Here is a 21,850-nt window from a genome sequence, read left to right as displayed (position 1 = left end):
CCATCATCTAAACATAGATGGAAAATACATGTTATGATTTCTCACATATTTTTTAATTCACATAGGCTGACAGCTCTACAGGACAATATTTAAAGCCTGGCATTTTACTGTGCGGATCTAGTTGTTCACTAATTAATTGATTAATGGATTGATGTTTACTCCAGTGAAATGGAACAAACACGGTATCTTTTCGAATGGTGTCTGATATGCGGCATCTCATGATGACACTTCCTCTTTTTGACTGGATGGTCACAAGCTCCCCGTGCTGAAGTCCATACGTTTTTGCTGTGTCAGGATGAAGCTCTGCATAAGATTCAAACTGCCGGGCAACAAGAGAGGTACTTTTTCTTGTTTGAACGCCCGTTTGGTAGTGAGCCATCACTCTGCCCGTCGTTAAATAAAGAGGATATTCTTGACTGACTGGTTCCTTTGCCACATTTTTTCCGTGTGTGACGACGGCAAACTTTGCTAAACTGTCAGAATGTGAGAATGCATGTTCAAATAATCTTTCGGTTCCTGGGTCTTCTAGATGCGTACAAGGCCATAATATGCCTTGCTCCTTCCTCAGTCTTTCATAGGTCATGCCTGAGTAATCCGCTTTTGCGCCTTTCGTTGCGGCTCTTAATTCTTCAAAAATCTCTTCTGCGGATGAAAAGGAGAAATAGCCGCTTTTGCCTAATACAGCTGCTATATCACAAATGATTTGCCAATCGTGTTTTCTTTGATGCTTAAGTGGATAGGTTGCTTCTCTAAGCGTAACGCGCCCCTCTACATTTGTCACCGTACCTTCATCCTCTAAATATGACGAAGTAGGTAAAATTACATCTGCCAGCGCAGCTGTCTCTGACATAAATAAATCAACAGCTACAAAAAAGGACAATTTCTTGATGGCTTGTTGAATAAAGCGCGCGTGCGGGCCTGACTGAACGGGGTTAGAGCACATTAAAAAGAGCGCTTTTATCTCTCCTTCCTGCATTTTTTCAAACATCTCAAAAGCAGACACGCCTTTTCCAGGGAGTTCTTTTTCATCAATGTTCCATATGTCAGCTATTTCTTTTCTGTGAGCAGAATTTGTGATATCTCGATACCCTGGAAGCTGATCTGCTTTTTGTCCATGCTCTCTTGCCCCCTGGCCATTTCCTTGCCCGGTTATTGCGCCATAGCCGCACCCAACGCGGCCGATCTTCCCAGTAACAAGCAGAATATTCAGGAAATTTCGCACAGATGCTGTCCCGTCTATTTGCTGCTCAATGCCTCTTGCTGTGAAAATCATGCCTGTCTTTTCTTGTGCGAATTTCCTTGCTATTTTCTGCAGAACTTCAATCATCACACCGGTTTGCTCAGCAATGTTTGAGAGGGACATGCGCGAGACGTGCTCCTTTAATTTTTGGAACCCTGACGTTCGAAGACGAATAAATGATTCATCTATTAAATGTTCATGAAGCATAATGTGCAAGATGCCGTTTGCCAGTGCAGCATCTGATCCTGGTTTCAGGCTGACATGTACATCGGCTAATTGGGCTGTCTGTGTTTTGCGCGGATCGATGACGATGAGAAATGCACCGTTTTTTTTCGCCTCTTCGACGTACGGCATGAAGGTTGGCTGACATTCTGCTATATTCGTTCCAACCAATATCAATACCCGTGTATGCTTGATGTCACTGAGAGGAAACGTAAGACCCCGGTCAAGTCCGAATGTTTGATTCGCCGCAGTTGCTGCTGACGACATACAAAGTCTCCCGTTGTAATCGATGTATTTCGTTTTCAGCGCCACTCTCGCAAACTTTCCGAGTAAGTACGCCTCCTCATTTGTAATAGATGCGCTTCCGTACACACTGATGGCATCATGCCCGTGTGCCATCTGAAGGGATTCCATGTTTGTTTTGATTTCATTAAGTGCCTCCTGCCATGACGCTTTTACAAATTGCCCGTTTCTTTTGATGAGCGGGTGATTCAAACGTTCTTTGTGCAGTGCGTGCTGGTGTGCATGCTGCCCTTTTATACAAAGTCTCCCGTGCGTAGTTGGATTGTGTACGCCAATCGTTTGATATCTGGTTCGTCCTTCCACATGCTGCTCTACTAGCTGCATTTTGCACTGCATACTGCAAAATGGACATTGGGATGGATACACTCGCTTTCGTTCTTCCTGTTCTGATATTTGCTGGGCATATCGTAAAAAAGACTGACTCATACCTTCACATCCTTTTGTCTGCTTTGGTCAAATTGTTCACAGAGCTCTTTTCTTCTTTCCTCATCAAGCAATTTTTCTCGAATAGAAATAAGTCCATATCGGAGAAGCCAATCGCCGATGGATTCTTGAAAGTATGCACTTTTTCTATAATCTTCAAGCAGCGCTTTTAAAAAAGGGATCAGCTCACTTGATTGAGGCAAAGTGTAAAAAAGCTGGCCGGCCTTCGGCTGACATACGTCACCTCCTATATAAATGTTCCATTCCCCCAGCTGTCTCTTCATACAAATGTCATATATTGGAGCTAGTTTACACGTGCAGGAAGAGCCGGCGACATGAATAGAGGTGACGGCTGGTAAAAGTGTGTCTTCTACTTGTCTTTCAAACTCCATTACTAGTGCTGTGACAGCTGGATCGTGACTACAATCACATGTAAGGACATGAGATAGTCTTCTTTTCTCTTTCGCCATGATGGGCCAATGTTTTTTGACGATCTGTGCCGCCTGTTTTGACACGCCGATGAGCCGTATTCGTTTATGCTCTGTCAGCTCTGCCTGATCAATCAGTTTTTGTTCTAACAAAGACGTCATGATTTTCAGGAAATCCAGTTCAAGACGCCCTCCGTATAGCTGAGGCAACATGTCTTCTTGATCAGCATCGCTGATTTTTTCAATCGGTGATTGGAATTGCTCGAGATAGTATGGAATGGCAGACCTGCAGTTGCTGCAGCCGTTCTCCGTTTTCCAATGAAAATGTCTTCTGATTTCCTCCACATTCAGCAGCAGTTGCTTTTTGATAAACGAAAAAATGGTCTGCTCATCAGCTTCTGTACATGAACAAAAAGAGGCCGGCTCATCTATTTGTTCATGTGATGATAACTGACAGCAGGCACGGACGAGCTCTTGACAGCCGCCGCAGCCAGTTGCTGCCCCTGTTTGTTTTTGAACCTCTTCTAAGCTTGTCAGCTGATGGACGGATATGGTGTTCAAAATCGTCCGTTTTGTAACGCTTTGACATTGGCAGACGAGATCGTCCATTTTTAATGAATCTAGAGGAGATGGTTGCTCCTCATGAAGAGCTTTCATGACGACACTTTTATCACGCCCCACTTTCACATCTTGCAAAAGCTGATCGGCTTTCTCCAGCTCTCCAACTAATAAAAAACCTGTTAGTGCCTCGCGTTCAAAGACGAATTTTTTATACACTTCTTGCTCTTCATCTAAATATGTCACCACTGACGTATACGGGGAATGGAGTTCAATACATCCCGCAGAATAGATAGGCATGTCAGGTACTTTTAATTTTGTTGAGTAAATGGGATGAGGTACAGATGTAATTTGCTCGCCTAATAGATGATTGGCAAGTGCATTTGCTTGTTCATAAATGGGCTGAACAAGGCCATGCACCATTCCTTTATGCTCTGCACATTCCCCAATGGCATAAATATCTTGGACATTTGTTTGCATCATGTCATTGACGACAATGGCTTTTCGCGTATGAATGCCGTGATTTTTTGCAAGCTGTATGTTTGGACGGATACCTGTTGTGAAAACAACAAGATCAGCATCCACGATGTCGCCATTTTTCAATAGAACGCCTTCTACCCTCTCGTCCCCTAAGCATGCAATGGTATGGGCATTTGTTTTCACCTGGATGCCCTTGCGCGTTAATTGCTGCTGTAATAGACTAGCAGCCGTTTCATCTAATTGGCGCTGCATGAGCCACTCGGCATGATGAATGATGGTTGTCTCAAGTCCCGCAATCTGCAGGCCAGCCGCCACCTCTACACCAAGCACACCGCCTCCGACCACTGCTGCTCGTTGATAACGCATCGCATCCGCACAAATGGCCTCATAATCATCAATTGTACGAAAAGCATAAATCCCTTTTTTGGACACGCCCTGAATTGGAAGAAAATACGGCAATGATCCTGTTGCGATGACGAGCTTGTCATAGGGAATTTCCCGGCGCGCTTCTGTCATGATACACTTCTTGTTTGTATCGATATGGACGACTGTTTCCCCTTTGTACATGATGATGTCATGCGCGGTGTACCATTCTTTTTCCTTGAGTTCAATTTGAGATAATGAGTCGCTTTTTTGTAAAATCGATGAAAGTTTTATTCGATTGTAGGCAAGGCGCTTCTCTTTTCCAATAACTGTTATGGCATAGTGTTCTGGCTGTTTTTGAATCATCTGCTCGATACATTTCATACTCGCCATGCCGTTTCCGATAAACACGAGTTTGCGTTTTGCCATATGAAATCAACCTCTCTAAGCTTCTTGCCCAACACATTGTATGGATAGATTATGGCACATGCCTGTAAAAAAGTGTGTAATCATGTCAATTTTTCTAACATGATACTTTTATTACTTGGGATAACTCGCTATCTTTAAGTCAGAAAATTCAAAATAGAGGGGGCATTTTATGAAATTCTCAGAGTTAAAATCAAGTGGTCACCCTAAGACATTGCTAAGTTCCTTTTTATATTTCGATGTGAGCTTTATGATCTGGGTCTTATTAGGGGCACTGGGTGCTTTTATTGCGCAAGACTTTGCTTTATCGACCGCAGAGAAAGGCATGATTGTTGCCATTCCGATTTTATCTGGTTCTTTTTTTCGGATTGTACTTGGCTTATTCACTGATCGTATAGGACCTAAGAAGACAGCGGTAATTGGCATGCTTTTCACCACCATCCCGCTCATCTGGGGGTTCATCGCTGGTACAACCCTTTCCGAGCTCGTGCTGATTGGTATTTTGTTAGGAGTAGCAGGAGCAAGCTTTGCTGTTGCTTTGCCAATGGCAAGCCGCTGGTATCCTCCTCATTTACAAGGCGTGGCCATGGGGATTGCAGGTGCCGGTAACAGCGGAACACTGATCTCCACACTATTTGGTCCACGTCTTGCCGAGTTTTATGGATGGCATGCAGTCATGGGGCTCGCCCTGATTCCGTTAAGTCTTGTCTTTTTGTTTTTTATTTTCACAGCAAAAGATGCACCAAATCAGCCCGCTCCAAAGCCGCTACGGTCGTATTTTTCAGTATTTCAGGTGAAATCGGCATGGTTTTTCTGCCTGCTTTATGCGATTACATTCGGAGGATTTGTCGGGCTTTCCAGTTTTCTCAGTATTTTCTTTGTGGATCAATATGGTATCTCGAAAATTCATGCAGGTGATTTTGTGACTCTTTGTGTGGCGGCGGGCAGCTTCTTTCGCCCCATCGGTGGTCTCATTGCGGATAAAATAGGTGGAATGAAAGTACTGCTTGGATTATTCGCAGTCATCGGCATCTGCTTAGGAGGGGTGAGCAGTCTTCCAGCTTTACCTTTGGTCATTACCCTTTTATTTACCGGGATGATGTGTCTTGGGATGGGGAATGGCGCAGTTTTTCAGCTGGTGCCTCAAGTATTTCATAAAGAAATTGGGATCGTGACCGGAATTGTTGGTGCTGCTGGGGGCATTGGCGGCTTCTTTTTACCTAATATTCTGGGCTGTTTAAAAGAAGTGACGGGCTCATATATGTTTGGCTTTTTGACCATTTCTCTTTTTGTTCTAGTTGTCTTTATTTGTTTAGTCATATCGCAGCTTAAACGCAAAAAAGTCATCATCAACCACACCATTTCTGAATCATAAAAAGCCATGACCACTCTTTGGCCATGGCTTTTCTTTATATGTGTAAACACCCTTTGTATGACCTATTTTGGCAGAACCGAACTCCCCATTAAATAACGGTCTACCTCGTGCGCCACTTGTCTGCCTTCATTAATCGCCCAGACAATCAAGCTTTGCCCGCGTCTTGCATCTCCCGCTGCAAATACGCCTTCTACATTTGTTGTATACTCCCCATACTTTGCGTCAATGCGATTGTTTTTGCTGTCCACGCCAAAGTGTTTCACGAGTGGCTGTTCAGTTCCCTCAAAACCAATTGCAATAAAGACTAGCTGAGCAGGCCATACCTTTTCTGTCCCTGGAATCTCATGAAATTCAAACTTCCCCTGTTCGTTTTTCACCTTTTCCATTTGAATGGTATGAAGCTCTTTTAATTTCCCATTTTTGTCTGCCACAATTTTTGTGGTTTGAATGGAATAATGACGCGGATCTTCTCCGAATTTTGCTTGTGCTTCTTCATAAGCATAATCCAGTGAGAAGACGTAAGGCTGTTCAGGCCACATGTTATCCCCTACACGTGTATCCGGAAGTTTTGGGTGCTTCCCGAACTGAACAACACTTTTTGCTTTTTGGCGAAGTGCAGTTGCGACGCAATCCGCACCTGTATCTCCCCCGCCAATGACAATGACGTCTTTTCCTTTTGCATCAATGAAGTTTTTGTCTTTAAATCCTGAATCAAGCATGCTTTTTGTTGCGAGGGTTAAATAATCCATCGCAAGGTGAATCCCTTTAGCTTCCCGGCCTTCAATCAACAGGTCACGCTGCTTCTGTGCACCTGTACAAAGGATGACCGCATCAAACTGTTCTTTCAGTTCGTCGGCAGTGACATCGACGCCGATTTCTGTGTTCGTTACAAAATCAATGCCTTCTTGTCTCAACAGTTTGACTCTTCGCTCCACCACTTCTTTGTCCAGCTTCATGTTTGGAATGCCGTATGTCAGCAGCCCGCCAAGGCGGTCAGACCGTTCGAACACTGTTACGGCGTGGCCTGCTTGGTTTAATTGATCCGCACTTGCAAGTCCTGCTGGCCCTGAGCCGACAATGGCAATCTTCTTGCCTGTACGGCTTGAAGGAATTCTTGGTGTGATCCATCCATTTTCAAAGCCTTTATCAATGATCGTGCGTTCGATATTTTTAATCGAAACGGCTGGATCATTGATGGCAACTGTACATGACCCTTCGCAAGGTGCTGGACATACTCTCCCAGTAAATTCAGGGAAATTATTTGTTTTTTGCAGCCTTTCGAGCGCTTCTTTCCATCTCCCGCGGTACACAAGGTCATTCCATTCTGGAATTAAATTGTAGATCGGGCAGCCTGAGACGCCGCCCCTGATCTCCATCCCAATTTGACAAAACGGTGTGCCGCAATCCATACATCTAGCGCCCTGCTTCTTCAATACGTCATCTGTATAAGGAGCTGAATATTCTTTCCAGTCATTTTGACGAGTGAGAGGGTCACGTTCATTTGGCTTTTCTCTTTTATAATCCATAAAACCTGTTGCTTTGCCCATTGTCCTCTCCCCTTTCTTAATGAGCGAGGGCTGCTTTTTGCCCGTTTGCCGTTTCTTGATTTTTCGGTTTTGTGTTTGCTTCAAAGGCGAACATGACCGCTTCTTCATGACTGAGGCCCGCTTGTTTTTGTTCTTCAATGCTTTGAAGCATCATTTTGTAATTTCTCGGAATAACTTTGATGAATTGATCCTTTTCTTGCGCCCAGTTTTCTAGAAGTGCCGATGCTTTTGAGCTGTTTGTATAATGAAGGTGCTCTTTAATCAGCTGTTTCACTTCTTGTTCTTCTTCATGATCTGTGAGCTTTTCAAACATGATCATTTCCATGTTGCACATTCTTTTGAACTGTTTCGCATCGGATGTACGGACGTAAGCTACGCCGCCAGACATGCCTGCGCCGAAGTTTTTTCCGACGTCTCCTAAAATGACGACACGTCCGCCAGTCATGTATTCACAGCCGTGATCACCGATTCCTTCAACGACCATATGCACACCTGAATTACGAACGGCAAAGCGCTCACCTGCACGACCGTTAATAAAGGCTTTTCCGCTTGTCGCTCCGTAGAATGCGACGTTTCCGACAATGACGTTTTCATGTCCATTTTGTACAAAGTGATCAGAGGTTTTGACCGCAATTTTGCCTCCAGAGAGTCCTTTGCCGATATAGTCATTTGAATCACCTGTTAAATAGAGAGACATGCCCTTTGGCGCAAATGCGCCGAAGCTTTGTCCTGCGGAACCAGTGAACCTTAGTGTGATCGTATCCTCTGGCAAGCCTTCTTCCCCGTAGCGCTTAGACACTTCACTTCCAGTAATGGTTCCGGCCACACGGTTGATATTGCGAATATTCAATGATAGATCAACCGGTGTTTGATGATTCAGCGCTTCCTGTACATAAGGGAGGATTTCATTCATATCCAGTGATTCATCAATTTTATGATTTTGCGGTGTTCTGAATGTACGAGCTCCTTCTGGCTGATAAAGCAGTGTTTCAAGGTCTAGCTGCCCTGCTTTCCAGTGTGCTTTTGCTCGTTCACTGACTCCTAGAACTTCCGTGCGTCCAATTAATTCATCCATTGATGTAAAGCCAAGTTCCGCTAAGATTTCTCTTACTTCCTCTGCAATAAACATCATGAAATTCACAATGTGATCAGGGTTCCCCATGAATTTTTTGCGAAGCTCTGGATTCTGTGTAGCGACGCCGACTGGGCAAGTATCTAAATGACATGCTCTCATCATCACACAGCCCAATACGACAAGTGGAGCTGTTGCAAAGCCGTATTCTTCTGCTCCTAAAATCGCAGCCATGACAACATCGCGTCCAGTCATTAACTTGCCGTCCGTTTCAAGAACGACTCTCTCGCGAAGACCATTTAACACAAGGGTTTGATGTGCTTCTGCCAAACCGAGCTCCCAAGGAAGTCCTGTGTGTTTAATACTCGTTTTCGGCGAAGCTCCTGTGCCGCCATCGTATCCACTGATCACAATGACATCCGCCGTCCCTTTTGCTACACCTGCTGCAATCGTCCCAACGCCGGCTTTAGACACAAGCTTGACGCTGATGCGGGCATCACGGTTCGCGTTTTTCAAATCATGGATCAGCTGCGCCAAATCCTCGATGGAATAAATATCATGATGCGGCGGTGGTGAAATCAATCCGACGCCTGGTGTAGAGCCGCGTACATCGGCAACCCAAGGGTATACTTTATTTCCTGGCAGCTGTCCGCCTTCTCCAGGTTTTGCTCCCTGCGCCATTTTAATTTGGAGTTCATCTGCATTGACCAAATAATGACTCTTTACGCCAAAGCGTCCGGAAGCAATTTGTTTAATCGCACTTCTGCGATCATCGCCGCGTTCATCAACTGTAAAGCGTGCAGGATCTTCTCCGCCTTCTCCGCTGTTACTTTTACCGCCAATTCGATTCATGGCAATCGCAAGCGCTTCGTGCGCTTCTTTACTTAAAGATCCAAATGACATGGCACCTGTCTTGAATCGGCGCACGATGGATTCAGCAGATTCAACGTCTTCCAGACGAACTGGCTTTTGTTTTGGCTGGAAAGAAAATAAATTTCTGAGGAAGCCGATTCTTTCTTCGTCCGCTGCCTTTGTATATTGCTTAAATAGATCGTAATCTTCATTGCGGCATGCCCACTGAAGCGTATGGATCGTTTTTGGGTTAAAGGCATGGTGCTCTCCATTTTTTCTCCACTGGAAATCACTGCCTGATTCGAGTGTTTGGTCAGTCGCTGCCTGATACCCTGCTTCATGACGGAGTTTTGCCTCGTGTGCAATGGTCTCAAGATCAATCCCGCCAAGCTGAGAAGCTGTTCCCGTGAAATACGCCTGAATGACATCTTCACTAATGCCGACAGCTTCAAAGATTTGCGCTCCTCTATAGCTTTGCACAGTGGAAATTCCCACTTTAGACATGACTTTGACGACACCTTCGGTCACGCTTTTACCAAACTTTGTGACTGCTTCATCAAAGCTGAAAGAGATCGCTTCATCTGCAATCAACTGTTTGTACGTTTCATACACAAGATAAGGATGGATCGCATCTGCTCCGTAGCCAATCAGTGCGGCAAAATGATGGACCTCTCTGACTTCTCCAGATTCAACGATCAGACTAACCTTTGTCCGTAAGCCTTGGCGTACAAGATGCTGATGCAGTGCACTTAGCGCTAGAAGCGGTGGAATCGGCACTTTTTGTTCTGTCATTTCACGATCTGAAAGGATTAATAAAGATACGCCTTCGCGGATCGCTTTTTCCGCCTCTTCAAACATCGCATCCAATCCGCGCTTTAAATCATCGGTGAATAGAGTATGAATCGTTTTGCTTTTAAAGGCATTATGAACAATCGTTTTCAAGCCGTTAAATTGTCCACTCGTTAAGACCGGTGTATAAAGTTTAATTCTTCGGCATGAATATTCATTCGGATGTAAAATATCTCCTTCAGCACCCAACCAAGTCATGGTAGATGTCACAAGCTGCTCACGAATAGCATCAATCGGCGGGTTCGTCACCTGTGCAAACAACTGCTTGAAATAATGAAACAGAGACTGCGCACGATCTGATAACACAGCAAGCGGTGTGTCGCTTCCCATTGAACCGATTGGGTCTTTACCTTCTTCTAGTAAAGGAATTAAATATTTTTGAATGTCTTCGTACGTATAATGGAACGCACGCTGACGAGTCAATAAATCATCCATTATACTAGAATTTTCTGAATTTTCTTCTGAGCGATTGACATGAACCATTTCTTCATCAAGCCATTTTTGATAAGGAAGTTCATTCGCAATCGTCGATTTCACTTCTTCGTCAGAAATAATTCGTCCTTCTTCTAAATCGATTAACAGCATTTTGCCCGGCTCGAGACGGTCTTTGTATTTGACATCCTTTTCATTTGTGTCGATCACGCCGACCTCAGAAGAGAAAATGATATGATCATCATTTGTGACGTAATATCTTGCCGGTCTTAATCCGTTTCGGTCTAAGATGGCACCGATTTGTTTACCATCTGTAAAGGAAATGGCTGTTGGTCCATCCCACGGCTCCATGAGAGAACTATGGTATTCATAAAATGCCCGTTTCTCTTTTGACATGTGCGTGTTTTCAGTCCAAGGCTCTGGAATCAGCATCATCGCTGTATGAGCAGGTGTACGGCCTGCAAGCACAAAGAATTCAAAGGCATTGTCTAGAATGGATGAATCACTTCCGTCTGCATTCAGCACTGGCAAAATCTTGTCTAAATCGTCTCCGAAAGCTTCAGATACGAATTGTTGTTCTCTTGCTCTCATCCAATTGATGTTTCCTCTTAATGTGTTGATTTCACCGTTGTGAATCAAGTAACGGTTTGGATGGGCTCTTTCCCATGTAGGAAATGTATTTGTACTAAATCGTGAATGAACAAGTGAAAATGCAGAAACAAATGTTTCATCCTGAAGATCAAGATAAAAAGCATCGACTTGATCTGATGTTAAAAGCCCCTTGTATACAATGGTTTGACTCGACAAGCTGACAAAGTAAAATTGCTTTTCCTCTGCTGTTCCCCAGTTCTCAGCCTGCTTACGAATGACATATAATTTTCTTTCAAATGACAAACGATCTGTGATGTTGTCGTTTGCCCCGATAAAGACTTGCCTCACAACGGGACAGCTCTTCGCTGCGACAGTACCAATTTTCCCGGCATCGACAGGGACTGTTCTCCAGCCAATTAATGTTTGACCTTCTTGTTTAATGAATCCGTTGATTTTTTGCTCGATGGCTTGACGCGTTTTCTCGTCATCCTCTTTTGAAAAGAAGACCATTCCTACCCCGTAACGGCCCTTTTCAGGAAGTGCAAAGTCTTTGCAGTTCTTTCTAAAGAAAGCGTCTGGCAGCTGTACCATTAAGCCGGCACCATCACCTGTATACGGATCACTGCCTTGCCCGCCGCGGTGATCAAGCTGGCACAGCATTTGTAATCCCTTTTTGACGATGCTGTGTGTCGCTTCCCCTTTTAAATGAGCGTACAGTCCGATTCCACATGCATCATGTTCAAATTCAGGACGGTAGAGACCTTGTGGTTGTGGTAGTTGATTATAAGTCATCGTTTCTCTCCCCCGTTTAAAAGATCCGTTTTTTCACAGTCATAAAATCTCACAAACTCTGTAACTTATTTTAAGTTTTCAAATTAATATAAACAATATATAATTTAGATCAAAACAATCTCTTTTTGAGATAGATGGGTGTGAAGTGTAAAAATGGAGCTTCGTCAGTTACGTTATTTTGTAGAAGTCGCAGACCGTGAGCACGTGTCAGAAGCGGCTGAAAACTTACATGTCGCCCAATCTGCTATCAGCCGGCAGATTGCGAATTTAGAAGAAGAACTTGGAGTGGCCTTATTCGAACGAGAAGGCCGAAATATCAAATTAACGAAGATCGGCAGACAATTTTTAGATCATGTCAGAACGGCACTAAAAGCCATTGATTATGCGAAAGAGCAAATTGATGAATACTTAGATCCGCACAAAGGAACGGTGAATATCGGCTTTCCTACAAGTCTAGCAAGCCAAGTGCTTCCTTCTGTCATTTCCGCCTTTAAGCAGGAATATCCAGAGGTCGATTTTTTACTTCGTCAAGGATCCTATAAATTTCTCATTGAAGCTGTAAAAAATCGAGATATTGATCTCGCCTTTTTAGGACCCGTACCGACAAACGATCCTCAAATAGAAGGAAATATTTTGTTTTCAGAAAGCATTTATGCCCTTTTGCCGGTTAGCCACCCCTTTAGCGGACAAAAGAGTATTCATTTAAGTGATTTAAGAAAGGATCATTTCGTGTTATTTCCTGAAGGGTATGTGCTGAGACAAATTGCAGTTGATGCTTGCAAGCAGGCAGGCTATAAGCCAACCATTTCATCTGAAGGAGAGGATTTAGACGCCATTAAAGGTCTTGTATCAGCGGGTATGGGCGTTACCTTATTACCCGAAAGCGCCTTTTATGAAACCACACCGCGATTTACAGCGAAAATTCCGATCGATTTTCCGCAAGTGAGAAGAACAGTTGGAATTATTGCGTCTAAGTCACGAGAAATGTCACCTTCTGCTCATGATTTTTATGTGTTCGTGAAGGATTTCTTTTCTAAAATTGAACAATATAAATAATTTATTAAAACAGGACATTTCATTTGTGGAAATAATCCCTCTTTGTATATGATGGGTTACAGAACAACACACTATATGGAAGAAAGGTATTCGTATGAAATCAATTTTATCGTTTTTAAAGCCGTATCGGCTGTCCGTTGTGTCCATTGTTATCCTCACCTTTTTAAGCAGCATGCTCCAGCTGTATTTACCGACGCTTACGGCAGATATCGTCGATGTCGGGATCGTCCAAGGAGATATTGCTTACATATGGAAGGTTGGCGGCTGGATGGTGGCCTGTTCTTTACTTGCCATCTTGCTCACGATCTGGAAGTCCTACTTGTCATCAAAGACTGCACTTGGCTTCGGGCGTGATATGAGAAGACAGCTGTTTGTGCATGTCGAACAATTTTCACTAGAAGAATTTCAAAGGATCGGGACGTCTTCCTTTATTACAAGATCAACAAATGATGTGAAACAAGTCCAAGATGTCACGATCATGATCTTACAAATGATGACGAGAGCACCGCTCATGCTTGTGGGCGGAATTATTTTGGCTGTATCCCGAGATGCTGTCCTGTCTCTCATCTTTTTAGCAGCTCTTCCCCTTCTTGGCGGATTTATCTATTTGGTATCGAGAAAAGCCATTCCTTTATTCGGCCAGCTTCAGAAGAAAACAGACCGGCTGAATTTAATTATGCGAGAATCTCTTTCAGGCATCCGGGTCATTCGTGCTTTTAACCGTGTAGATGATGAAAAGGAGCGTTTTCAAGAAGCCAACACATCCTACAAGGATACTGGCCTTAGAGTCAACCGATTAATGGCTTATTTGTTTCCATTTATGCTGATCATCATGAACTTCACGAATATCGGCATTGTCTGGCTAGGTGCAAACCGAATTGATGCCGGAGAGATGGAAGTTGGGAATCTCATTGCTTTCATTCAATATGCGATGATGATTTTAATGGCACTTATTATGCTGTCGATGAGCTTTATTATGGTTCCAAGAGCACAAGCATCAGCTAAACGCATGAACGAAGTGTTGAACATGGAACCGAAGATTAAAGACAATGAAGGAACTGTTACTGACCTGCGCGCGCCAGCCCAATCCATTCGTTTTGAAGATGTGTCATTTTATTACTCAAATGCTGAGAAACCGGCAGTTCAAGACATTACGTTTGAAGCCAAAACTGGCGAAACGACAGCTATTATCGGAAGTACAGGTTCAGGGAAAACCACCCTTCTCCAGCTGATGACACGCTTTTATGAAGCAACAGATGGCCGGATTACACTAGATGGTGTAGACATTAGAGAGCTGCCTCAGGAGAAACTAAGAAGCCAGATGGGCTATGTCTCTCAAAAAGCGGTTTTATTTAGCGGCACCATTGCCGATAATGTGCGTTTTGGCAGGCAGGATGCAAGCGATGAAGACGTCTGGCAGGCGCTGCGAACGGCGCAGGCAGAAGAATTTGTTTTGCAAAAAGATGGCGGAATCAATGCGGAAATTGACCAGGGTGGATCGAATCTATCTGGCGGTCAAAAGCAGCGTCTTTCTATTGCAAGAGCGCTAGTGAGAAAGCCGTCATTTTATCTGTTTGACGATAGTTTCTCAGCACTTGATTACAAAACAGATGCGAAGCTTCGGGCATCATTAGAAGCCGAAAAAGCACATGCAGCCCTCATCATTGTGGCGCAAAGAATCAGCACAGTGAAGCATAGTGATAAAATCATCGTACTAGATGATGGGAAAATCGCAGGTATCGGAACACATGAACAATTACTGAAGGACAATCTTGTCTATCAAGAGATTGTTGCATCCCAGGAAGGTCAGGAGGTGGAGCGAGGATGAGTAAGAAAATGTCTTCCGGCATGGGCCATAAAGGCGGCCACCCTAGAGGACCTGTCGCAAAACCGAAGGAATTTAAGAAAACACTGCTTCGTTTGATTGGTTATTTAAAACCGAGGAAAATTCAATTGATCATTGTCTTCATTGCAGCGATCGGTTCAACCGTCTTTAACGTCATTAGTCCAAAGCTGCTAGGGGATGCCACCTCTTCCCTGTTTGACAGCTTTACTCAAGGAACAGCTGTTCAATTTGATGTCATTTCACGTATTTTATTACTGCTTGTCGCGCTATATGTCATTGCCTCTCTCTTTTCATTCGTTCAGCAATATGTGATGGCGGGTGTCTCCCAACAGACCATTGCTGAATTACGGCAAGAAGCAAATGACAAGCTCACACGTCTCCCCCTTCGGTATTTTGATAAAACAACCCATGGGGACACGCTGAGCCGTGTGATGAATGATATCGATAATATTAATACATCGCTTCAGCAGGCACTCACCCAAGTGATTACATCTGTCATTACGGTCATTGGGATTGTCGTCATGATGCTATTGATTAGTCCGCTGCTTACCTTGCTTGTTTGTTTAACGCTGCCGCTCAGCCTGTTTGCGATTCGCGGCATCACGTCATTTTCTCAAAAGCATTTTAAAGCGCAGCAAAAAGAGCTCGGGATGATCAACGGACATATTAATGAAATGTTCTCAGGGCATCAAACGGTTCGAGCGTATGGCTACGAAAAGAAAGCGATTGATACATTTGATCAATTAAACGAACAGCTGTATGAATCATCGAGGAAAGCGCAGTTCATTTCTGGTTTAATGATGCCACTGATGACGTTTATCGGGAACCTTGGCTATGTGGCAGTCAGTGTAGCCGGCGGTATTCTTGTCATTAATGGGAATATTCGTGTCGGAGATGTGCAGGCGTTTATCCAATACACGCAGCAAATGTCTCAACCGCTCGTGCAAGCATCAAGCGTCGCCAACTTGGTTCAATCAGCGATTGCTTCTGCTGAAAGGGTATTTGAAATCCTCGATGAGGAAGAAGAAAGTGCCGAGGAAGATGCAGCAATTGATCTTGAATCACTTTCAGGCGATGTGAGCTTTGAACAAGTTCAATTTGGATATGAAAAAGACCATCCGATTATTAAAGATTTGACTTTAGATGTGCAAGAAGGTCAAACGGTTGCTATTGTCGGACCAACAGGCGCTGGAAAAACAACCATCATCAATCTTTTAATGCGTTTCTACGAATTAGATCAAGGCTCTATCCGCATCGGCGGCGTCAAAACAACTGACCTCAGCCGTCAGCAAGTACGCGACTTATTTGCGATGGTTCTTCAGGATACGTGGCTTTTTGAAGGAACGATTCACGACAATATTGCCTATGGCAGGCAGAACGTCTCAAAAGAGGATGTCATCAAAGCCGCCAAACATGCTTATGCTGATGACTTCATCCGCACACTACCAGACGGATATGACACACTCTTAACAGAAGATGCCGGCAACCTGTCCCAAGGTCAGCGCCAGCTGTTAACCATCGCCCGTGCGATTTTATCTGATCCAAAGATCTTGATATTAGATGAAGCGACGAGCAGTGTGGATACACGGACAGAGATGCACATTCAAAAAGCGATGAATGAATTGATGAAAGGCAGAACGAGCTTCGTCATTGCACACAGGCTGTCGACGATCAAGGATGCAGACCTTATTCTAGTCATGAAAGATGGCACCATCATTGAAAAAGGAACGCACAGTGAACTCTTGAAACAAAAAGGCTTTTATGCAGACTTATATATGAGCCAATTTTCGGAGAATCAAGTGGGTTAAATATAAAGAGAGGATAGACACGCGCTCATGCGGTCTATCCTCTTTTTTGTTAATCAGCTCGCTTTTTCACTTTTACACTGAGTTTCGTTATATACTCTGCTTCATCTTTAGACATGAGTGAATGAAGCAAATACTCCTCAAATACATCTCCATCCAGCATCATTTCCTCTTTCTCGATTTCATCTAACAAGCGCGAATAAGCAGATTCAATCTCCTCATATGATCCTTGATCATACATCACCGCATAGAGGCCGGCAGGTTTTTTAACTGCTCCCGGCGCTTCCATTCGGCAAAACAGCCGATCTGACTGATGATAGTGACGCTGAAGAAACTGCTCCTTTTTTAAGACAGCACCATTTGCCGCAGCACCTTTTATACCAATTCCCTTTAGAAATTTTCCAACAATACGTGATATTTCTTCTACGGATGTATTCATGTCAATTGGGTTCGATGCACTTAATACAACAGGTTCTTCTGGCATCTCTTGAAACTGAACCTCCCCTATTTTTATAGATGATAGTTCTTGCGTCGTCTCCATCACCCGCATAAGAAAAGACTGGATATCTTGAAGTTTTTCAATCTCTTGTTTGACCTTTTCTATTTGTTCGGCTGCTAGGCTTTGAAGCCTTTCGCGGGAAGGCTCTGTAAAATATTGTTTTAACTCTTTTATCGGAAATTGAACAGCTCGAAGGGATTGAATCGCTATAAAATGATCAAATTGCTCGAGTGTATAGTAACGGTACCCATTTTCATGGACACCAGCTGGCTTAAATAAATCAATTTTATCGTAATAAAACAGGGTATCTTTTTTTACATCAAATAGCTTGGCAAATTCTCCAGTGAAAAACGTTTTTTGCACATCATTGATCATGATTAAGGCTCCTCTCTTGACTATGGAGTTACTCCACCCTTTATCATGATAACATGCAGAACCACCACTACGCTGGGAAAGGATAAAAATATGAACAACATAACTCAACATGAAGTGACATTAGCACATGCAAATAAAGAGGATTTCCCTTTTATGAAAAAAGAGCTGCAGAAAGCTTTTACAGCTGGCGTGATCGACGCATTTGGCGATGCGCATGATGGACCGATTCCTCCAGATGAAGTGATTGATGAATCTTTTCAATCAAATGAACACATTGTTTATCATATTATGCTAAATGGTGAAAAGGCAGGCGGCGTTGTCATCAAAATCAATCAAGAGACACAGCGCAACTCAGTTGACCTGTTATACATCTCTTCATCCTCACACGGAAAAGGCATTGGTCAGGCAGCATGGAAAGCCATCGAGGCGCAATATCCAGAAACGATTGTTTGGGAGGTTGTGACCCCCTATTTTGAAAAACGCAACATTCATTTTTATGTCAATAAGTGCGGCTTTCAAATTGTTGAATTTTATCACATGAAACATCCAGATCCGAACGCACCTCATGCAGATGATCAAGAAAATGAGCTTTCAGCACCTGAGGAATTTGAATTCTTTAAATTTGAGAAAGTCATGAAGAAAACTTGCTCTAGCAAATGAAAATCTTCATCATACACTAAAAAACACTACCCCATAAAAAAGGTAGTGTTTTTTGCATCTCTTCTAGCCTCTAATCTGGCCATCGCCAGATAGAAGCAGCTTCGTTGTCGTGAGTGCAGGAAGTCCCATTGGACCTCTTGCATGCAGTTTTTGAGTGGAGATGCCAATTTCAGCCCCATATCCAAGTGCGCCGCCGTCTGTAAAGCGGGTAGATGCGTTATGATAAACCGCCGCCGCATCGACTGCGTTTAAAAACGTGAGTGCCTGCTTTTCATCTTCTGTCACGATGGCTTCTGAATGTTTTGTACCGTACTGATCAATATGGTGTATGGCTTCCTCGATTGAATCGACTACCTTTACTGCAAGATCAAGACTTAAATACTCATCTGTCCAGTCCACTTCCTCAGCAGGAATGGCGTTTGAAAAATGAGACAATGCTGCCTCGTCACCATGTACGGTGACATGGTGCTCCAGCAGGGCTTCATTCAATGATGCCGCATTCTCTTTCAGCCAATCGCGATGGATGATCAGCGTCTCAAGTGCATTACATACAGCCGGACGATTCGTTTTTGCATTGATGACAATCTCAATGGCTTTTTTTACATTGGCTGTTTGATCAATAAAGACATGGCAGTTTCCTGTCCCTGTTTCAAGGACGGGAATAGTGGATTGTTCAACCACTGTTTTGATTAAAGAAGCTCCCCCTCGCGGAATTAAGACATCGATCCATTCTTTTAGATGGAACATCGCTTGAACCGATGAACGGTCTGTTTGTTCAATCAATTGCACCGCATCACGCGGAATCTTTGTTTGATCTAATGTTTCATGAATGACACGGACAATGGCTTTGTTGGAAGAAATAGCGGAGGAACCGCCTTTTAAAATCACTGCGTTGCCTGCCTTGAGGGCAAGCCCTGCTGCATCGACAGTGACGTTCGGTCTCGCTTCATAGATCATCCCGATCACGCCGAGCGGTACTCTTCGGCTTTTCACGTGCAAGCCGTTTTCAAGAGTCCATTCATCCAATATTTCTCCAACAGGATCTGTTAATCTCGTCACAAGCCGTAAGCTTTCCGCAAACTCATGAATTCTTTCTTCATTTAACATTAAACGATCCAAGAGTGCCTCTGAGAAGCCCTTTTCCTTCCCGGCATCTACATCCTTTTGGTTCTCCTGTAAAATGAAGGTGCTTTTTTGTTCTAACGCTTCTGCTAGTTTAAGCAGCGCCTCGTTTTTATCCTCTGTATGAAGTAAACCTAGTTTTTTTGAAACGTGCTTTGCTTTTTTTGCTTTTTCTTTGACCGATGTGACAACTTCAGCTGTCAGTGTCATGGAATTCCTCCCTTTTGGTTAGCAAACTGGTATCGATAATTCTAAATGACAAACAAACGCTTCAAGATCGACGACATGAACTACTTCATCCTGTAACGAGTCACTGCTCAGTGCAAGTTCGTCAGCTGGGTAATTCACAATACCAAGCCCTATTTCTCTACCATCTTGATCAAAAATACGGACGACATCGCCTTTTTTAAACGAACCCTTTACATTGACAATGCCATCGGAATCAAGGCTTTTCTCGCGGTGCATGAGGTGCTCCTGTGATTTTTTTTGAACAACGATCTCGCCTTTTGGTCCAGAATGAAAGGCAATCCACTGCTTCTTGTAATTCAGCGGAGCTAAATTTTCATCAGCCGTAAAATAAGTGCCGTCCTCTGTCCCATTGATCGCTTTATCTAAAATGTGAGGCGTATCCGCTTTTCCTAAAAAGCCATTGATGCCAGCGGCCATGGAAATTTTAAACGCATCGAGCTTTGATTTCATTCCGCCTGTGCCCACACTGCTGCCTGCATCTCCAGCCGCTGCTTCGATGTCTTCTGTGATGTCTGTGACTTCAAGAATTCTCTTTGCATTTGGGTTTGTATGCGGGTTATCTTCATACAAGCCATCAATATCAGATAAAATGGCAAGGAAATCCGCATCAATCAATCCAGCTACTTTTGCAGACAATGTATCGTTATCTCCGAACTTCAGCCGATTGATCGTCACTGTGTCATTTTCATTAATAATTGGGATGATGCCTCGATCTAATAACACATTCATCGTGTTGCGTACATTTTGATAGCGCGTTTCATCTGAAAAATCACTTCTTGTGATTAAAAGCTGTGAGGCAATATAACCGTGTGATAAAAATAAAGTAGAATATGATTCCATTAAAAGGCCTTGCCCAATTGAGGCAGATGCCTGTTTTTCCGGCAGTGTTTTGGGTCTATCGATAAATCCTAGTTTTCGGTAACCAGCTGCAACCGCACCAGATGAAACCAAAATGACTTCGTGTCCTGCATCTTTGAGTTTCACAATTTGATTGACGAGGTTTTCTAGTTTTTTTAAACTAATCTCCCCTTGAAAGCTAGTAAGCGAGCTGCTTCCGATTTTCACAACAATTCGTTTTCTCTCTTTATCTGCGTACACCTTATCACTCCTGTACCTGAGCTCTATTTATATAGATACTTTTTGTTTTTGCTGATTGCTGATCTCTTTTGATCGATTAGCAGCATGTTTGACGGCCTGCTTGATCGCTTCTCCACCGCCAAAATCATCTAATGCATTCAATCCAGCAGCCGTTGTTCCATTTGGTGACGTAATTTTCTCTCTTAGAGTAGAAGGGTCTTCTTCTGTTTCTTGCAGCATTTTCGCAGCACCGAGAAGTGTCTGCGCGCCAATTTGACGAGACAATTCCTTAGATAAACCTGCTTCTTCTCCTGCTTCTTCGATTCTCTCCATTAAGAAATAAAAATAGGCTGGGCCGCTTCCGGCAATTCCAGTGAAAATATCCATTTGCTCTTCCTGAATGGTATAGACTTCGCCCATTTCAGATAAAAGAGCCTGACTCATGCTGATATGGTCGTCTTTCACATAACGTCCAGCACATAAAGCGGTCGCTGAAGCCCCAATCGTACTTGACGTATTGGGCATCACCCTCATAACAGGCTGCCCTTCATGCAGCATATTTTCAATATATGATTGCTTAACGCCTGCAAGGACAGACATGATCAGCTGGTCTCTCTGAATATGAGGTTTTAACGATTCAAGTGCTGTTTCAGCATCCTTTGGCTTCATGGCCAGGATCAACATATCCATTTCTTCAAAAGGAAAAGAATCCATTGTGGCTGTTTGTATTCCGTATCGTTTCGTTAGTTCATTCAATCGATGTTGATTTTGTCTGTTTGTTGCGTAAATTTGGCCTAGCGGCATCTGTCCTGATCGCACAATCCCTGCAATCATTCCTTCCGCCATAGAGCCTGCTCCAATGAAAGCAACTTTCTTTTGATCAATGATATGGATCCTCTCCCTTGTTCGCTTTTTGTTCGTGTTTTTCACACGTTAGTTATCGTAACATGATGAGAAATCGTGTCAAGAAAGAGCTAGTGCTTTTCAAAAGTCCCGATTGTATAGCGAACCGCTTGCTATATGTATGCTGACTGCGCTTTTACGAAACAACAATTTAGATCAAAAGAACTATTCGAATTAGCATCATAGTACCCTTTCTTTCGACTGAATTCCCCATTTTATTTTTGATTCGGTGACTTCAATTCTATTTTTTAGAAAGCGCTATCATTTTTAATGACTTTCTATTTTCCTATACGATGAATGTGCTT

13 protein-coding genes are annotated in these 21,850 nt (G+C 43.4%); 5 read left to right on the top strand and 8 right to left on the bottom strand.

What is annotated here, in order from left to right:
* Window positions 1-52: 52 nt before the first annotated feature.
* Both nasC and C6347_RS11980 read right to left on the bottom strand, forming a co-directional pair.
* Window positions 53-2,191, bottom strand: a complete 2,139-nt coding sequence (gene nasC, locus C6347_RS11985) for an assimilatory nitrate reductase catalytic subunit NasC (RefSeq protein WP_060596516.1) — start codon at window positions 2,189-2,191, stop codon at window positions 53-55.
* Complete coding sequence (locus C6347_RS11980; RefSeq protein WP_106071666.1) at window positions 2,188-4,446, bottom strand: FAD-dependent oxidoreductase; 2,259 nt, start codon at window positions 4,444-4,446, stop codon at window positions 2,188-2,190. The genes nasC and C6347_RS11980 overlap by 4 nt, the downstream gene beginning before the upstream one ends.
* 169 nt (window positions 4,447-4,615) lie before the next feature.
* Here C6347_RS11980 and C6347_RS11975 point away from each other — a divergent pair, with 169 nt between their 5' ends.
* A complete protein-coding gene (locus C6347_RS11975) occupies window positions 4,616-5,818 on the top strand; it encodes a nitrate/nitrite transporter (protein ID WP_106037298.1) in 1,203 nt (400 codons plus the stop codon).
* A gap of 62 nt (window positions 5,819-5,880) precedes the next feature.
* Here the strand turns inward: C6347_RS11975 and gltD are convergent, their stop codons facing one another.
* Together gltD and gltB are read right to left on the bottom strand one after the other, a co-directional pair.
* A complete protein-coding gene (gene gltD / locus C6347_RS11970) occupies window positions 5,881-7,365 on the bottom strand; it encodes a glutamate synthase small subunit (RefSeq protein ID WP_060596518.1) in 1,485 nt (494 codons plus the stop codon).
* Between the two features lie 16 nt (window positions 7,366-7,381).
* Window positions 7,382-11,953, bottom strand: a complete 4,572-nt coding sequence (gene gltB, locus C6347_RS11965; protein WP_106071665.1) for a glutamate synthase large subunit — start codon at window positions 11,951-11,953, stop codon at window positions 7,382-7,384.
* A gap of 153 nt (window positions 11,954-12,106) precedes the next feature.
* On the opposite strand from gltB, the gene gltC reads away from it, so the two are divergent.
* The 3 genes from gltC (at window position 12,107) to C6347_RS11950 (ending at window position 16,663) form a co-directional block, all read left to right on the top strand.
* Window positions 12,107-13,009, top strand: a complete 903-nt coding sequence (gene gltC, locus C6347_RS11960) for a glutamate biosynthesis transcriptional regulator GltC (RefSeq protein ID WP_034660886.1) — start codon at window positions 12,107-12,109, stop codon at window positions 13,007-13,009.
* Between the two features lie 94 nt (window positions 13,010-13,103).
* A complete protein-coding gene (locus C6347_RS11955) occupies window positions 13,104-14,837 on the top strand; it encodes an ABC transporter ATP-binding protein (RefSeq protein ID WP_060596520.1) in 1,734 nt (577 codons plus the stop codon).
* On the top strand, window positions 14,834-16,663 hold the full coding sequence (locus C6347_RS11950) for an ABC transporter ATP-binding protein (RefSeq protein ID WP_060596521.1): 1,830 nt from the start codon (window positions 14,834-14,836) through the stop codon (window positions 16,661-16,663). The genes C6347_RS11955 and C6347_RS11950 overlap by 4 nt, the downstream gene beginning before the upstream one ends.
* A gap of 49 nt (window positions 16,664-16,712) precedes the next feature.
* Here the strand turns inward: C6347_RS11950 and C6347_RS11945 are convergent, their stop codons facing one another.
* A complete protein-coding gene (locus tag C6347_RS11945) occupies window positions 16,713-17,534 on the bottom strand; it encodes a MerR family transcriptional regulator (RefSeq protein WP_060596522.1) in 822 nt (273 codons plus the stop codon).
* Window positions 17,535-17,624: 90 nt separating this feature from the next.
* On the opposite strand from C6347_RS11945, the gene C6347_RS11940 reads away from it, so the two are divergent.
* A complete protein-coding gene (locus C6347_RS11940) occupies window positions 17,625-18,194 on the top strand; it encodes a GNAT family N-acetyltransferase (protein WP_060596523.1) in 570 nt (189 codons plus the stop codon).
* 63 nt (window positions 18,195-18,257) lie between these two features.
* Here C6347_RS11940 and C6347_RS11935 read toward each other — a convergent pair whose 3' ends face one another.
* From C6347_RS11935 to proC, 3 genes are read right to left on the bottom strand one after another with little or no spacing between them, the layout of a single operon-like run.
* Window positions 18,258-19,526, bottom strand: a complete 1,269-nt coding sequence (locus tag C6347_RS11935) for a glutamate-5-semialdehyde dehydrogenase (protein ID WP_066030789.1) — start codon at window positions 19,524-19,526, stop codon at window positions 18,258-18,260.
* 18 nt (window positions 19,527-19,544) lie between these two features.
* A complete protein-coding gene (gene proB / locus C6347_RS11930; protein ID WP_106071664.1) occupies window positions 19,545-20,663 on the bottom strand; it encodes a glutamate 5-kinase in 1,119 nt (372 codons plus the stop codon).
* Window positions 20,664-20,690: 27 nt separating this feature from the next.
* Window positions 20,691-21,488 carry a pyrroline-5-carboxylate reductase gene (gene proC, locus C6347_RS11925; protein ID WP_066030788.1) on the bottom strand — a complete coding sequence of 266 codons (798 nt, stop codon included), beginning with the start codon at window positions 21,486-21,488 and terminating at the stop codon, window positions 20,691-20,693.
* Window positions 21,489-21,850: the final 362 nt, after the last annotated feature.

It is taken from the genome of Bacillus sp. NMTD17 (assembly GCF_002998735.1).
Classification (GTDB): Bacteria; Bacillota; Bacilli; order Bacillales; family Bacillaceae; genus Bacillus.
Note: the sequence above shows the minus strand (reverse complement) of the source record. Positions and strands in the feature narration are given on the sequence as shown.